At 41.7% G+C, this 16,227-nt stretch carries 9 protein-coding genes; all 9 read right to left on the reverse strand.

Features of this window, described 5'->3' with window-relative positions; translation table 11 throughout:
* Positions 1 to 409: 409 nt before the first annotated feature.
* The 9 genes from NST58_RS29295 to ppc all read right to left on the reverse strand — a co-directional run bounded on the left by NST58_RS29295 (position 410) and on the right by ppc (position 16,101).
* Positions 410 to 1,390: a hypothetical protein gene (locus NST58_RS29295; protein WP_076193953.1), complete on the reverse strand. Its 981-nt coding sequence runs from the start codon at positions 1,388 to 1,390 to the stop codon at positions 410 to 412.
* 3,064 nt (positions 1,391 to 4,454) lie between these two features.
* Complete coding sequence (locus NST58_RS29300; protein WP_076193947.1) at positions 4,455 to 4,724, reverse strand: helix-turn-helix transcriptional regulator; 270 nt, start codon at positions 4,722 to 4,724, stop codon at positions 4,455 to 4,457.
* Between the two features lie 368 nt (positions 4,725 to 5,092).
* Positions 5,093 to 6,925: a glutamine--fructose-6-phosphate transaminase (isomerizing) gene (gene glmS / locus NST58_RS29305; RefSeq protein ID WP_076129781.1), complete on the reverse strand. Its 1,833-nt coding sequence runs from the start codon at positions 6,923 to 6,925 to the stop codon at positions 5,093 to 5,095.
* A 640-nt stretch (positions 6,926 to 7,565) separates the two neighbouring features.
* Complete coding sequence (gene glmM, locus NST58_RS29310; RefSeq protein ID WP_076129780.1) at positions 7,566 to 8,906, reverse strand: phosphoglucosamine mutase; 1,341 nt, start codon at positions 8,904 to 8,906, stop codon at positions 7,566 to 7,568.
* Between the two features lie 88 nt (positions 8,907 to 8,994).
* Complete coding sequence (locus tag NST58_RS29315) at positions 8,995 to 10,455, reverse strand: CdaR family protein (RefSeq protein ID WP_081387931.1); 1,461 nt, start codon at positions 10,453 to 10,455, stop codon at positions 8,995 to 8,997.
* Positions 10,448 to 11,278: a diadenylate cyclase CdaA gene (gene cdaA, locus NST58_RS29320; RefSeq protein ID WP_036681290.1), complete on the reverse strand. Its 831-nt coding sequence runs from the start codon at positions 11,276 to 11,278 to the stop codon at positions 10,448 to 10,450. The genes NST58_RS29315 and cdaA overlap by 8 nt, the downstream gene beginning before the upstream one ends.
* Positions 11,279 to 11,492: 214 nt before the next feature.
* Entirely contained in the window at positions 11,493 to 12,107 is a 615-nt protein-coding gene (locus NST58_RS29325) for a zf-HC2 domain-containing protein (RefSeq protein WP_036681404.1), read from the reverse strand.
* A gap of 121 nt (positions 12,108 to 12,228) precedes the next feature.
* Positions 12,229 to 12,795 carry an RNA polymerase sigma factor SigW gene (gene sigW, locus NST58_RS29330; protein WP_036681288.1) on the reverse strand — a complete coding sequence of 189 codons (567 nt, stop codon included), beginning with the start codon at positions 12,793 to 12,795 and terminating at the stop codon, positions 12,229 to 12,231.
* Positions 12,796 to 13,308: 513 nt separating this feature from the next.
* Positions 13,309 to 16,101 carry a phosphoenolpyruvate carboxylase gene (gene ppc / locus NST58_RS29335; protein WP_339245126.1) on the reverse strand — a complete coding sequence of 931 codons (2,793 nt, stop codon included), beginning with the start codon at positions 16,099 to 16,101 and terminating at the stop codon, positions 13,309 to 13,311.
* Between the last annotated feature and the right edge of the window lie 126 nt (positions 16,102 to 16,227).

Raw genomic sequence — 16,227 nt, forward strand, 5'->3', positions numbered from 1 at the left:
CATCTGTCATATCCTTTTTATTGTTGAGGTAGGACTTACAACAATACAGGATTTGCAGATATCTTTCCATTTATGTCCATTTTTTCTCAATTTAAAATTTCAACCGCTAATTTTGGTTTTGAGCCATTTTGGTTCAATCTAAAAATCTGTGGTTGACTGTACGATTGAACAGAGCGAAGGGTCGGAGGGATTCTGAAGAAATGGCAGCGTTCGCCTTTAAAGCCCCATTTCAACCGATAATTCTTTTTAATCAAGAAATAGGGATTTAACAGCGATCGTAAGAACCCTCCGAACCCGTAGCGATTCATTCAAGAGGCCTTATGCCACTGATTTTGGTTTTGAGCCGGATCAGCTTAAGATTATTTTTTTATGAAAACTACACCAACACAAAATTTTATCATAACTATCCTTAATCCAGTTTCTTTATCAATAGATTCAGAAGTTCTTCTTCATTATTCATCAAATCATCAAGTCCCTGCGTTATATGACTAATTAACCGTTGATCCTTCGTTAAACAATATTTCAATTGTACCTTTTTCATTTTATTAATATTTTTTACGAGATCAGTAAATCCATTAATCAAAGTAGAGGCTTCTTCGATATATCCTTCTTTTTCTAAATAAAACAACCTATTTACCATACATTTTTTATGTTCGAGTATAATATGTATCGGTCTAATATCCTCTCTAGAGGATTCTATTAGAGACAAACGTTTATATAGTTCTTTATAAGTACCTAAACCATAAGAAGCGCCCGGGGGGGTGTAAGTCATAAACGAATTTGTGGAGTGGACAAAATCATTGAGGTAGGACTTGATGACAGGGAGGTTAAGCTCAGGATTAGTATTTGAATAATCCACTGACGTAGAACAATCAAAAAATCCGACTCCCCCTATACTGGAATTGAGAAATGCTTTTTCAATCTCACTAAAAGACACCTCAATTTCGCCAAAATCACCTGCCCGGTTAAAACCAAGGATTAAAAAACGTTCCTTATCTTTATCATAACCGTAGATTAAACTCTGATGAGATAGATGCCATGATTGATAAGCTGGTTTACAGGATAAATAAAACTCATCCATTAGAATCTCAACATACCGGCCATTAGTAATACAACCAATAATAAAGGGTATAATCTCTGAATGCATATTTAAAAAGAACCCTTTTTCATACCAATTCTCATTAATTCCAGGATGACGGGCATATTTACCATCAAAGGAGTAGAAGTCAAGTTTAAATTCATCCAAATATTCCGCTGTGTAGAGCTGTATATAATTGCTGTAGAACCAAGGTAAATGTTTTTCATTCTCAAGAATTATTGCTAGCTTATGCGCATGATGCAAGAAGCCATATATCTCAGGAATACACAAAGGTAGAGCAAAAATACTCATATAAAATACCTCCATTTTCAATTATTATGTATACTCATACATATTATCAATTTAGTAGCATTTTATAAACTTCCTTTTCATAAAAGTATCTAAGTATGTTTTTCTTTTCTCTATATAATATAAAAGCTTATCCATTAGTTTATATTTATTGTGTCCCCTTTGTTGAGAGCCAATAGCATGAAACTGGCGCTTCAGTCGGTTAGGATACACCACGGAATGGTATAGTTGGAGCGATTTCGTTACTTTCAAATCACCGATGTGATCGAAATTCTTTCATTAACCGCCATACTTTTTTCCAGAGGGCTGTTCGCATTCGGGGCATCAGAAATAGGGATGCTCAAGTGAATGGATACCATGTGCTCCTTGATTTCGTGGTCTCGTGCATGTACTTTGGCTCGTCGCAAGAGTGTATTTCACCAATATATAATGACCCTAGATAGTCCTGCAATGGATAACAGGCGCGTCTCTTCCACTTTTTTCAAATGGTCTCTTTCGCCTTCAGAACGAACTAAGACATTAATATAATTCATCACGTTATATAACTTCATAACTTTAATGCTCACTTCATAACTTTAATGTTTACTTCATAGCTTTAATGTCTACTTCACAACTATAATGTCTTTATAGACCTTTGGGTATATTATGTTCAGTAAAATACTTTGAAATATCTTAGTTACCTAACTCCACTAAAGCAAATACAATGCTGTCTATTGACAACTTCAACTCCCCTTATTTCTATAAAAAGAACACATCATAACTTTTGTTCTTCTTCACAAAATCCTCATTCACTAAAATAGTTAACACCATTTCTATTGCGTTTCTTACGAACAGATTTTATATATCATTTATTCTCATTTACCATCGCTGTCGCTAACTTATTGAGTTCTGGAAATGTACCTTCTTTAACAATTCTAGCAGCTTGTATGCGCCCTCTAAACGAATTCCGCTGTTTACCACTTAATTCCTTGCCTTTCTCTAATATTATCTCAGAATCCCTTTTGATTTTCTGCTGCAAAGAGTTAGGTATTAATAATTCTCCGTCCTTTGATAAGCTCACTCCTGTAATAAGTTTAGCTTTATTTAAGAGTGAAGAAGAGATATTGGCACTTTCGATAATAGATTAAGTTTTAAGACACAGTTGTTCATCACCAATTTATGTAAGGATAGTGATGCGAAATGACATTCTATAACTTAACTCCACTTTATAGACAGGATAGTTTCAACTGATGGATCACAATGACCTTGTTCAATATCGCTTAAAGCTTAAAGTACCTTGTGAGATGCCAATTTGTTTGGAAAGATCAATTTGTGTTATCCCCATCCTTTTTCTTAATAACCGAATGTTATCTCCAATTCTATTCAAATAATAAATCCCTTTTTAACAAAGAAAGATAAAACCTATGAATACATCCTGCACCATTCAGATATTGTATGGAGACTTCATGAAGCCATTAGGCAATATTCTTAAACCTAATTGTGTCATCTGGACAGAATGGAACTGAACTTTATGAACAAGAAATAGCATTCCCCAATATGGATTATTCTTACTTTGTAGAATCGGCTTTAACTCCCATCTACTCAGTATATGATAAAATTGCAATTCTACTTGTGTATCATTCAGGGACAGGAAAAGCAAATAATACCTTCGAGCAGTTTATGCGTAATAATACTGAAGTTAAAAAGAATTCTGAATTCTTTGAGTTAGCACACAAATTTTATGAGAGAAAAGAATATACAAAACTAAACAAACTTAGACAAGATAATTTTTACCACTTGGTAAAAGAAAATTTCATTCATCATGTCGACAGTGAATGGAGTAATGTATACAATATGATTCTTGTCAGCAAAAACATCGAATATCTTAAATCATTAGTTAAAAAAAGCTTTAGAATTATTTATTGATGACCCAGTTGCTTTAAATGCGTCTCAAGGCTGATTTCGCGGCCTTGCTACTAGAATGCCTTTCTGAATTTACGTCACATCAATTGAACAAAGGTGATCGATTCATTGATAGGCTGCGAGCTATATTTAAGAGAATATCCAGATGAAGAAAAACTGAGTACAGAAAACTTTAGTCAGTGTACGATTATAAAAATTCCCATGCTATGAGAAGATTGATATAGAGCCGTAATAATAAAAATAACCCTCTATGAACAAAAACATAGGGGGTTATTTTTATTTAAATCGAAAGGGGAATCCATTGATCGTATTCTAATTGTGTTACATTATGATTGAACTATCTGCCCGTTAACTTAATGAAAAGCCTGCCAGTCAAATACTTTATTTTCTCAGAACATATATCCCTTCCAGGCTTCCCGTAATTCATGAAATCCTGCTGGAGTTTAGGTCTTAGCGGTATCAGATAGATACTTTAAAATTACGCCCAAGACAACCACAAATCAATCCTTGCCACTCTTTAGGAGTTTGTATGTGGCATTCAAATTATTTTTCTTCGAGTTTTAATAATACATCCTGCAAAATTGAAATTAGATTTTTTTTAGTATTAAATCTTGAATTAAGACCTCCTCTTTCACTTCCTGATATGCTCTACTCAGTATTGTCACTAGCATAAGGACTAACAATGAGAGAAGAAATATACCAATAAAAATATAACCCTGAAATAAGAGATTCGACTGGAGCCGAAAGAGCGCGAAAGGATTGAACAAGTTCTTCATGCCGATTCCACATCTGTTGGCATTCGCCGCCGTTGTCTCGTGCTGTTGCTCTCGAATGAAAATCAGGCTCGATCCCTAGACAAGCTGAAATTGCCAGTCGTTGCGGGGTCAGCAATGTAACAGTCTTTTATACGGTAAGAGACTATTTTACACGTGGGCTGGAAGAGACGCTGAACTATCGTCGCCACGCAGAACCGCCACGCCCTTCCTCCATCACGGGTGAAGTGTAAGCCCGTATCATTGCTCTAGCCTGTTCTGAGCCTCCAAAAGGGTACGCTCGCTGGACGATTCGTTTTTTGACCCGCCGAGTGATCGAGCTAAATATTTTGGAATCGGTCGGACGAGAGACCATTCGATCCACTTAAAAAAAACAAAACTTAAGCCTCACTTTAAAAAAAAGTAAGCTCTTCCTCATCATTTCTTCTGTCTTTCAAATGTAACTTCGCCGATTGATCATCCTCAGATCCCTTTAGAATTAAGTCTAAACTAACCCCATATTGTTCATGTATAGACAGGACCGTTTCAACAGATGGATTGCAATGACCTTGTTCAATATCGCTCAAAGTACCCTGTGAGATGCCAATTTGCTTAGAAAAATCAGTTTGGGTTAATCGCATTCTTTTTCTTAATAAATGAACGTTTTCTCCAATTTTGTTCATAACTCCCCCAAATTCCCGATTCTGAAAGTGCTATTCCATATTCATCCGTTAGGATCTTCAATCTTATGAAAAGACACTTTCCGAATACTTGAAATCCAAAGCAATAAACACCCAAACACCTTGATTTATCAACGTTTTTCTGAATTATCGTTGTAGTTTCTATTACAAATCTTCAGATTATCTATGACATTAGTACGTCCTACGTGTAACAACATACGTATTACCCACAGCAAGCTAAAAAGATTATAAACAGTAATCATCACAATCTATTTTGTTAAGATACAAACATTATTGTTAAGATACTCACATTAATGTCTAATAACTAACTTTAATGTCATTCTACAAACTGTACTTTCACATCACCAATTCTACTCCACAGTAACACTCTTCGCCAAGTTACGTGGTTTATCCACATCATGACCCAGCGCAAGAGAAGCATAATAGGACAATAATTGCAGAGGCACTACGGACAAAGCTGCTGTCAGCATTGGAAGTGTTTTAGGAATCACGAACACTTGATCAACTGATCTAAGCAGGTCAGTTAAATGCTCTTGGTGCGTGATTGCCAGCACGTCTGCGCCGCGAGCTTTCACTTCTTTGATGTTGCTGACGGTCTTCTCAAGTACAGCTTCCTGAGTTGCCAGGGCAATAACTGGAACGCCTTCTTCGATCAGAGCCAATGTACCGTGTTTCAATTCACCTGCAGCATAAGCTTCGGAGTGAATATAAGAAATTTCTTTCAGCTTCAAGGATCCTTCTTGAGCAACAGCGTAGTCTACGCCGCGGCCGATGAAGAACAAGTTTTTGTGCTCAGAAATTTGTTCAGCATAACCTTTGATCGCTTCTTTTTGAGCTAGGATCTCTTCTACTTGCTCTGGTAGAGATTGCATAGCTGCAAGAATCTTAGTAACTTGTGCTTCGGTTTGTGTACCACGAACTTCAGCCAAGTAAAGAGCAAACAATCCAAATGCGATCAATTGTGAAGTGTAAGCTTTGGTCGAAGCTACTGCAATTTCCGGACCCGCCAAGGTTACCAACACATCGTTTGCTTCCCGAGCAATAGAACTGCCCACTACGTTAGTGATCGCCAATACGTGTGCCCCGTTAGCTTGCGCTTCACGCAGAGCTGCCAAAGTATCTGCAGTCTCACCGGATTGGCTGACTACGATAACCAAAGTTTCTGGAGTCACGATTGGTGAACGGTAACGATATTCCGAAGCGATATCATTTTCAACTGGAATACGAACCAAAGATTCGATCATAGTACGTCCTACCACACCTGCGTTGTATGCCGTTCCGCAAGCAACGACTTGAATATTACGAATGTTCTTGATTTGTTCTTCAGTCATGTTCAGTTCAGGCAATACAACCTTGTTACCTTCGGCATTGATACGACCACGCATGGTGTCGCGGTAAGCCTTAGGTTGCTCGTGTATTTCTTTCAGCATGAAATGCTCGTAGCCGCCTTTTTCTGCGGTAACTGCATCCCAATCGACAGTAATCATTTCCCGAGAAATAAAATTGCCTTCAATCGTCATCAATTCGACAGCATCTCTTGTCAGCACAGCCATTTCGCCGTCGTTCAAAATATATACGTTACGGGTATATTCAAGCAGTGCCGGAATATCTGACCCGATAAAATTTTCTCCTTCGCCAAGACCGATAATGAGCGGGCTAGCTTGACGCACAGCCACCAGTTTATCTGGCTCATATTCAGTCAGGACACCTAATGCAAACGCACCGCGCATGAACGTAATCGCTTTTTGTACAGCCTTCACGATATCTCCGTCATATTCGCGAGCAATCAGATGTGAAATAACTTCTGTATCGGTTTCAGAGACAAAGTGGCATCCGCCAGCGATCAGCTCTTCTTTCAGATCCAGATAGTTTTCGACAATACCGTTATGAACTACCGAGAACTTCATGCTGTTATCCGTATGTGGATGTGAATTCTCATCGGATGGTTTACCGTGAGTCGCCCAGCGTGTGTGTCCGATACCTGCGCTACCTGCCAGCGGGCTGTCTTCGAGCTTCGACTGCAGATTCGCCAAACGGCCTTGAGCTTTCACTACTTGCAGTCCTTCTTGGGTAAATACAGCAATACCAGCGGAATCATATCCACGATATTCCAATTTCTTCAAACCCTCAACCAAGATCCCCTGCGAATTCTGATTACCAATATATCCTACAATACCACACATTATAATTTCCCCCGTCCGAGTTATCGTAATGTGGCGGCATGAGGAAAGAAACGTGCCGTGCGGCATGTTTTTGAGAAAAAGCAAATATTCTGTTGTATTTTAGGATCAACAAAATAAACTGTCACTTACATTCTAATGTTCATGAAATGCACAGCCTTCTCCTCTGCCGTGGCAGAAATAACGTGTTTCCTTCTGATGCGCGCACACATGAATAATATAATTTGTTGCACCCATGAAAACGTTGTGTGAAAGGTCGCCCTTTCATTTTCCGTATCCATTTACGGCTCTGGTGCATCACCGGGAGGTCCCCGCCGAACATTTCGAACACCTCCACCTCGTCAGCTTACGTCTGCCGTGATCCGTTCAAGCCATAGCCTACATAACAAGTAAGCAGCTTTCCCTTCTCCCCCGCGCTAGACCAAGCTCTGGCGCTTGCTATTGCTAACCTCACAATCCCCGCTTTCCTTCTAGAATGACACTTAATCTATTATATGCACCTTGTAGTACTTTGGCAATGGCGCATCAACCTAAATTTTACAAAACGAGTTCAAACGATCCAATCCTAAAATAAAATAACACTGGTGCAACGAGTTCGAATCGCTCCCGCTCACTGCACCAGCCTTATAGTTAAGGTAATGGATTATACCAATTCGCGTTGAACTACTTCCACAATTTGATTCACATAAAGATCTAGATCTGACTTATCTGGTCCCTCTGCCATAACGCGGATTAGAGATTCCGTACCTGACGGACGTACAAGCACACGGCCATTGTCACCTAGCTTACCTTCCACTTCAGCGATAGCCGCTTCTATAGCCGGGTTATTAGGGTAGTTAGTCTTATCCTGTACACGAACATTAACCAGCACCTGCGGGTATTTAGTCATCATACTCTTAACTTCGCTAAGCTGTTTGCCTGTAGCCTTAAGCGTATCTACCAGCTGAATAGCTGTAAGAATACCATCACCAGTTGTATTGTAATCCAGGAAAATAACATGTCCAGACTGTTCTCCACCTAGATTAAAGCCCCCACGACGCATTTCTTCCATAACATAACGATCCCCTACAGCTGTCTTAGCAGTATTCAGGGATAATTTCTCGGTAGCTTTATAGAATCCGATGTTACTCATAACGGTTGACACAATCGTGCTATCCTTCAGCTTACCTGCACGGTTCATGGCATCACCACAAATACAAAGGATAAAGTCACCATCGACTTCATCACCGTTATTATCAATAGCGATCAGGCGGTCAGCATCTCCGTCAAAAGCAAGTCCCAAATCGGCTCCATGCCGCAAGACTTCTTCACGCAAAGTCTCTGGATGTGTCGAACCAAATCCATCATTAATATTCAATCCATCCGGCTCAGCCCCGATAGAAATAACCTCAGCGCCAAGCTCTCTGAACAGTCTTGGAGCAAGCTCATACGCTGCGCCATGCGCACAGTCCAGTACAACCTTGATTCCCTTAAAGTCCTGAGAAATGGTAGTTTTCAAATACTCCAGATAAAGATACTTAGCATCATTATCTACGGTAACCATACCTAAACCCGAACCGATAGGACGTGGCAATTCATCTACCTCAGCATCCATAAGCTCTTCAATGCGCAGTTCAGTTTCATCTGTAAGCTTGAAGCCATCCCCACCAAAGAACTTAATGCCGTTATCCTCTACAGGATTGTGAGAAGCTGAAATCATGACGCCTGCGTCTGCTTTTAACAATCTCGTAATATAAGCAACAGCAGGGGTACTCACTACGCCTATACGGATTACATCGGCTCCAATAGACAATAAGCCCGCTATCAGCGCGGATTCCAATAAAGGACCGGAAATACGTGTATCCATTCCGATAACAACCTTCGGTTTATCCAAGTTACCCGCTAGTACATATCCTCCACAACGGCCAATACTATAAGCCATTTCTGCAGTCAATTCACGGTTTGCTACTCCCCGCACACCGTCAGTTCCAAAATACTTCCCCATTATTTTTCTCCTTTGAATACGCTACGTTAGCTTAATGTACTATCATATGAATTGCATACTATTTTGGTGTACCTCTGGGCTCAAAAGATTACGTCCCACCTGTACTTACAGGATTCTCGGAATTCGTACTTGTGTTAGCTGTGCCGTTATTCTCCGGATTGTTATCCGTCGGGACAGGCGTTGGTGTTGCTCCACCAGCCTCTCCACTATGCGTGGGCTTCTCCGTAGGTTCCACATCGCCTATAACAGGTTCAGAACTCGGCTCAGGAGTAGTCACACCCCCCGTATCTGGATGAGGCGTAGGGACTGGTGCTGCAGGCGATAGCAGCTGCACGGTCACAGTAAGTGGCACCCCTGCATTGGCTAATGCGATGAACTTGGGTAATGATACCCGCAAAGAAACCTCGTGAGTTCCAGCTGAAAGTCCGCTAACATCAGCCACAACCCCTATATTTTTCTTATCAAGTTGATCAAGTAAAGCAGGTGCACCCTTTAAGGTAAGCGCAATTTCCTTGCTTGAAGGATTAACGATACTTCCTTCCAATTCATCCCCCACGCCTTGGAGCTTGATGGGTACCGCCTCAATCGTCCGCTCAGCAATTTCTGAGATGGTTAATGAAACATTCACAGCTTCTGGCATAACTTTCTCCGTTCCAGCCGGTGCCTTCAGATCCACCTTTACTTGTTTCGTCCCCGCAGAATCTATTGCACTAAGGTCGACTGTAGCTTCATAAGCAGATAAAGCTTTTAAAGCCTCTGCTTGTCCATACACTACGACCGTTTCCTGCTCAGGGGTCACTTTGGATAATACGAGTGAATCTGGAAGTTGCCCAGTAAAGCCAATCTCCAGCGGCACACTCTTAAAAGGTAAGGTAATCGGCAATTCCACAGATACAGTAGAAGGTTCAATTACAGCATTTTTAATTTCATTTCCATTATTATCATAAGCGTGTAGCTTCAGTTTTTTTTCTACAAAGGTTTCGTTCTCACCGTTAAGCTCAATAGTCCCTTGTATCTTGGCTACCTTGCTTAGTTCATTATCGGCAAGTGTCACTTTTACAGTATCTGTAGGCTGCAAGACAGGCGTGCCTATTTGATAGCCCGCTGCAGGTTTTCCCTTTGTAACCAATGTTATGGGAAAAGACTTCGTGTTTCGCGGTTCTACATGTACAGTAACCTCTTTAGGATTCATTCTTACCAGAGATACACCTTTGGGTAGTTTATAGTAAAGTGGCAACGTGGTGTCCCCAGGTTCAACCTTACTCAGATCAAGCATCACTTTATAGTCATCCGAGAACTGAAAGGAGATATCGGAATTTTTACCCGCTACCTCCAGACTGACACTATCGACAGCCAAGGGTTCAAGGACATATTTGTCCTCGTCAAGGCCGGTCACTTCAATCTTCACATTCTCAATAGTTTTTGTTTTAATATCCACTGTTGTCTGTCCAGAAGGCGCAGTATCGACATGAACCATCGTAAACAAAATGATCCCAAACACAAGGGCCAGAATCTTATTGAAATTGTTATTGTTCATCCACTTATCCATGATTCTTGTCCCCCTTCCGTTTCCAGAAAGTTGAACCCTTCTCCTTCAGCGATGAACTTACACTAAGCTCTTGATGGAGCTTCGATATCATGGATTCTTCCTTAATGTCTCTAACGATCTGGCCATTGATGGCAAGGGAAATCTGCCCTGTCTCCTCCGAGACAATGACAGACACCGAGTCCGCAACCTCACTTATTCCTATAGCAGCCCGATGCCGGGTTCCCAGTTCTTTGCTGATAAAAGGATTCTCGGACAAAGGCAAGTAACAAGCAGCCGCAGCAATCTGATTTCCCTGCATAATAAGGGCTCCGTCATGCAAAGGTGTATTGGGAATGAAGATGTTAATAAGCAATTCGGAGCTGACCAGGGAACGCATGGGTATACCTGACTCTGTATATTCGTTTAGCCCCGTCTCCCGCTCAAAAACGATTAACGCCCCTATTTTTCTGCGAGATAAATAATTCACGGCTTTAATCACTTCGCCGATTAACTTACTAATCTCTTCGTCACTTTCTCCAGCCCGTCCGAAAAATCTGCCCCGTCCAAGCTGCTCCAGTCCCCTTCGTAGTTCCGGCTGAAAAATAATAAAGACAGCTAGGACCCCGAAAGTAAACATTTGATTCATTAGCCATTTAAGTGTATACAAGTCCAAGATTGTGCTTACCGCCCAAATCAAGACCAGAACCAGTATCCCTTTTAAAAGCTGAATCGCTCGCGTCCCGCGTACCATATTAAGCACTTTATAAATAATGTAACTGACGATTAGGATATCAATTATATCTTTAATGGAATCTTTCCATGTTAGCTCAGTAAAATAACTCATTGCCTAAAACCCCCGTCATTTCAAATTAGCTGGGTTTATGTAAAATGTCTGTTAGCTCTGTATCATATCTAGGTTATAACGTTCGGGCTTCAGTTGCAAGTTTAGTCCCTCAATCCTTTCCGAAACCACCCAATTTAAGGAAACAAAAAAGCGCCATCTTTCCGGAAAAAGAGGCGCTAATTAATATTCCTGCTCAAGGTAACCACTGCCCGCATTAACGGTAGGCAACTTCAGAGAACATGTTCGTCACTTTATACCAGAACCAGCTTACTGCCTGGTCTATGCTTTTGACTTGCCCAGAAATATGAGCTGTTGAAGCCTGATATAGAGATCCGTCAATGACTGTCACGTTGCCGTTCACTTCTCCATATACCTGTGCTTTACCGTTCTCTATGGTAAGGTCCCCGGTAATTATTTTGCCGGAAGGTACAATTACAGTATCCCCTTTGATGACCACTTGATCCAAATCAACACCTCTAACTACAAGTTGTCTGTCTGGACTCCAAAAAGTTACGGTGCTCATCAGCATAACGACAAGGAATAGAGATGCCGCTGTAAGTGCAGGGTGTCTCTTGATCCAGGTAATAAAGGCTTTTTCTTTCTTAGTCTTTGGCAATGAACTCATTATCCGGCTCACAAGATCATCTGAAGCTACAGGATTCTGATGCATTAGGGAGAACATCAACATATCTGTCTGTTCCAATTCTTTAAACTTTGCACGGCAATCTGGACAGGATAGAAGATGCTCCTTCAATTCCCTCTGCTGCTGTTCGGGCAAGTCGTCATCCAAGTAGTCATGCATCATAGAGACGGCCAGTTTGCATTCCATAGGAGCCAATCCTTTCATGAGTGCTATTTAATTATCCTAAGACAAAGGGTCAGGACACATAAGACTTGCTTAACTTACATACGTCGCTCTCGAAAAGATGTTTCATAAATAAAATCTATTTTTACATTTTTGGGCCTAATTTTTTACGCAAAAATTCACGGCCTCGGTGTACACGCGTCTTAATCGTGGTCACGGGCATGTCCAGGACATCACTAATCTCCTGAAGGGACAGATCCTGCAGGTATCTCAGAATCATCACCGACCTGTATTTCACAGGCAGACTGTCAATCGCTTCATAGATTAGCCCCTGCGTCTCAGAGAGCAATAGTTCGGTCTCAGGTGTCACATTGTCGCTCGGAATCAATGAATAGCCATCAAGGCCCTCCTGATCGTTCATTTCAGCATCCAGCGAATAGGTTGGTTTTCGTTTACGCAATCTATCAATACAGAGGTTCGTTCCAATCCGGTAAATCCATGTGGAGAACTTCTGTTTATCATCATAACGATCCAAATTCCTATACACACGCAAAAAGGTCTCCTGAACAATATCCTCGGCCTCATGGCGATTGTTCAACATCCTGTAAGCTAAATGATATATTTTGTCTTTATATAGTTCCACAAGCTCGGCAAATGCCCTTTGGTCGCCCTTCAAGGCGAGCTTTGTCAATCTGCCTTCCAAATTCTCCACCTGTTAACTCCCCCAGACTTGCCGCCCTTGGTATTTCTTCGCAAATATCCACGGTACAAGCAATTAAATCGTAATTCAAGTTTGTGTAAAAATCAAGGATTGTATTGTAACCTTCTATGTAAACTGAGTTAAAAACTGGACAACTTGGTATAGGCGATTAAGTGCAGCTCCGAGAAATATTTGGACTTCCGGTCGCTGTTATCCTCACATTTCCTGATTATAAACCGCATATAGCGGTCGAAATCTGAGGATAAAGGCGAACGCTGGCGCTCCTACAGTTCCAAATATCCTCTACGCTGCTCCATCACCGAAGTAATAAGTGCCACGTTAATTACCTCCGATTACATCTCGGTTACTTGGGTAGGGTAATAAAGAAATATCGGGTTTGACTCTCCAATATTTAGGAACAAGTAATGTTCACAGCAGCAATATACAGTTTATGATCACAACAACTTGTATTAGGCAAAAAAAGTCCGCCCCAAATAGGGCGGACTTTTTGTTGTTAAGACTATATCAGCCGGTATTCCGAAGACCGGCGGCAATGCCGTTGATGGTAAGCAATACTTCGCGAAGCAGCTCGCTATCATCTCCATCATTTTCACGGAGCGCTCTAAGCTCAGATAGCAATTGAACCTGCAGGTAGCTAAGCGGATCAACGTATGGATTGCGGAGTCTGATCGACTCTTGAATCACAGGAACGTTATCCAGAATATCCTGCTGACCTGTAATCTTCAGGATTAGCTCAGAGGTCAGATTAAATTCATCTTCAATCTGGCCAAAGATCCGTTGACGTGCTTCCTCGTTCTTGCCCATGCTGGCGTATTCCTTAGCAATGATCAAGTCCGCTTTTGAAATAGCCATTTGCAGCGTATCTATCAGTGTAGTAAAGAATGAGAAGTTCTCATACATATGTTGCATTATCTTCAGATTCTCTTCCTTACCCTCATAGAAACTCTGCAGTCCGGTTCCAGCAGCGTACCAGGCTGGGAGCAAATAACGGCTTTGTGTCCATGCAAATACCCAAGGAATTGCACGCAGATCTTCAAAACGATCGCTGTTCTTCCGTTTGGAAGGACGGGAACCGATATTAAGCTCTCCTACCTCAGGCAGAGGTGTTGATTCTTTGAAATAAGTCAGGAAATCCGGATCACGGAAGATCAAATCCTGATATTTGTTCAGCGAGACCTCAGAAATACGGGCAACAATCTCTTCCCATTTCTCTTCATAAAGATCCGCTTGTGGCACTCTCGCACTAATTGCTGCTGTTACAAGCGCAGATGTCGCTTGCTCCAGACTGCGGTAAGCAATCCCTTGCATGGAGTAACGGGAGGAGATTACTTCTCCCTGCTCGGTAATCTTAATCCCGCCGCCAATTGTCGAAGCAGGCTGAGCAAGAATACTGCGGTTAAGTGGCATACCCCCACGGCCGAGCGCTCCACCACGACCATGGAAGAACTTCAGCTTGATTCCGAACTTATCCGCTGTCGCTGTAATTTCTTTTAGGGCAACACGCAGTTCCCAGTTAGCAGTAACCACGCCGCCATCTTTATTACTATCTGAATATCCAAGCATGATTTCCTGCAAATCATTCATTGCTCTTACCGCATCACGGTAGATCGGCATATTGAGCAGTGTGTTCATAATTTGCGGTGCTTCATGCAAGTCATCAATCGTTTCAAAAAGTGGCACAGCTTGCAGGGTACATACAACTGTACCGTCGTTATCCTTGCGGAATAGTCCTACCTCTTTGGCGAAGACCATAACCTCCAGAATGTCACTCGCAGCTTCAGCCATACTGATCAGATAACTGGTGATACATTGTTTGCCGTACTCTTCCTGCGATGCGAAGATCGTCCGGTAAACAGCCAGACACTCCTCTGTACTTTCAGTATAAGTCTGGTAAGAAGAGGTCAACGGACGTGGATCATTCAGCAATTTCTCCAGCAGATCAATCTTCTCAATCTCCGTCAATTTAGAGTAATCCGGCGAAATGTTCATCTTCGCCAAAATTTCTGTCATGGCATTCTCATGTTCTTGACTGTGTTGACGCACGTCAAGAGTTGCCGTATGGAATCCGAACAGCTCCACTTGGCGGATTAGCTTTTTAATATAAGTATCGGCCACATAGTCGGCGTAGTGATGCCGTAGACTGCGGTCAATGACATTCAAATCATCTATGAACTCCTCAGGTGTAGCATAACGCTCAGGAGTATCTTTTTTCTCATCATCCAAAACATTTTGTGTCTTAGAGATCATGTAGCTAAGTTTAATACGGTAAGGTTCATTGTCATTGCGCCATTCTTCCATCTTGCCTAGGTTAATGATCTGACGATCAGCTTCGATGGATTCTGCGAGCTCAGGCGTCACTTTAACAATACTTGTGCTAAAGCTTAGATATTTCATGAGTTCACGCATAATACGCTGATATTCACGAATGGCCAGCTTACGCTGCATGCGTAAAGTCTGCGCAGTGACTGTTGAGGTTACCGATGGGTTACCATCACGGTCTCCGCCAATCCATGATCCAAAACGCAAGTAGGTTGGCACATGCCAATTCTGTCCTGGATAATATTTGCTCAGACAGCGTTCAAGCTCTTGATACACGTCGGGCAATACATGGAAAATCGTCTCATGGAAATAATACATTCCATTACGCACTTCATCGAGTACTGTAGGCTTGCGGTCACGCAGCTCATCCGTTTGCCAAAGCGTAATCACTTCATTCAATAACTTCTCGCGAAGCTGTTCACGTTCACGGAAAGTTAAGGTAGGGTTATCAAGACCCATAACATCATCGGATATCCGTTTATGAATATCGAGAATCGCACGGCGCATAGCTTCCGTTGGATGTGCCGTCATTACAAGTTCCAGAGACAATCCTTCAATAATCTCGTTGACTTCCTCATGAGAGAAATCACGTTCACGAAGCTCTTGAATAGCGCTTTCTATAGAACCGGGTTGTACTGTCTCCCCAGCTGAACGTTCATAGTCACGTTTACGGCGAATCCGGTGGTTCTGTTCGGCAATATTCACCAATTGAAAATAAATGGCGAACGCTCTTATTACCTGATGACGGTTCTCCGGATCCAAAGAATTGATTAACTCCTTAAATTCACTATGCAGTTCAGGTAAAAATAGTGAGCGTAGCGATTTACTGGTCTCGCGGATCTTCTCCACGATCTCCAGCAGTTCGTTACCGCCTTGGTGAACCAAGACCTCTCCTAAAATGTTCCCCAAGAACCGTACGTCCCGTCGCAGCAGATTGTTAGAGTTGCTTTTGCTGACGGTAGTCGTAAGTTCGGTCATGCTGCTCCCCCCATTCTCTTCCGGATCAATGTGTTAAGTTTGTCTGTCTAAATATCGTCTATTAAAGCTTCCTCATATCATACAATAAAACCGTTTGAAAATCTGCAACTTTTTTGTGCTGTAAAG

It is taken from the genome of Paenibacillus sp. FSL R10-2796 (assembly GCF_037965315.1).
Lineage (GTDB): Bacteria > Bacillota > Bacilli > Paenibacillales > Paenibacillaceae > Paenibacillus_AQ > Paenibacillus_AQ odorifer.